Consider the following 803-nt stretch of genomic DNA (forward strand, 5'->3'; position numbering starts at 1 on the left):
TTTGCTCGCACCATAGGAAGGCAGAGTATCAATATTTAACAATAAGTGGTTTGGCTGAGGCGCCTTTCTCCTTAAGTGAAACAACGACCTAAGTGCTTTAAAACTCAACCTGGTGACAGATTGAGTTTTTACATTTTATCGGCCAAGTATTCGTTGACCGTTACACTTTAAAGAAGGCAACTTCTTGTTTGAGATGATCAGAAAGCGCGTTCAAATTCTGGCTGGCCACCTGGTTATTCTCCATTGATCGAATAGACTCCTTCGACATGCAGGATATCTGTTCCATGGCCACGACAAGCTCACGGACCACTTCCACTTGTTCATCCGTTGCGATGACAACCTCACGCACTCGATTGAGAGAATCTTGAGACTGCTGCTCAATGCTCACCAGCAGTTGGCTCGCTTGTGCGGTGTTTTTCTGACAACTCTCTACCTTAGGCTGCGTGTTTTCCATTGCAGTCACACGGCAACGGTTTGAGCTTGCTCTTGTCTTGGCATCGCCTCGATCTGCGTTGTTGCTTACACCTGTACGTTTGGCTAGGCTTCGCACTTCATCGGCTACGACGGCAAAGCCGCGTCCAGATTCACCCGCTCGCGCCGCTTCTATCGCAGCATTCAGCGCGAGCAAGTTGGTTTGCTCTGAGATACTGCTGATCATATTGACGATTCCGCCAATATCGCGCGTTTTTGGCCTCTAGCTGTTTTGACCTGAGCAACCGTTTCATTGACGGCGGCGGTCACAGACAGCATTTGCTCCGCCACTGCCGCCACAAGCACACGGCCATCACGAGCATTATCAGAGG

1 protein-coding gene is annotated in these 803 nt (G+C 49.7%); it reads right to left on the reverse strand.

Features of this window, described 5'->3' with window-relative positions:
* Nucleotides 1-160 precede the first annotated feature (160 nt).
* On the reverse strand, nucleotides 161-658 hold the full coding sequence (locus CIK04_RS26870) for a methyl-accepting chemotaxis protein (protein WP_325205873.1): 498 nt from the start codon (nucleotides 656-658) through the stop codon (nucleotides 161-163).
* Nucleotides 659-803: the final 145 nt, after the last annotated feature.

The organism is Vibrio sp. 03_296 (assembly GCF_002265885.1).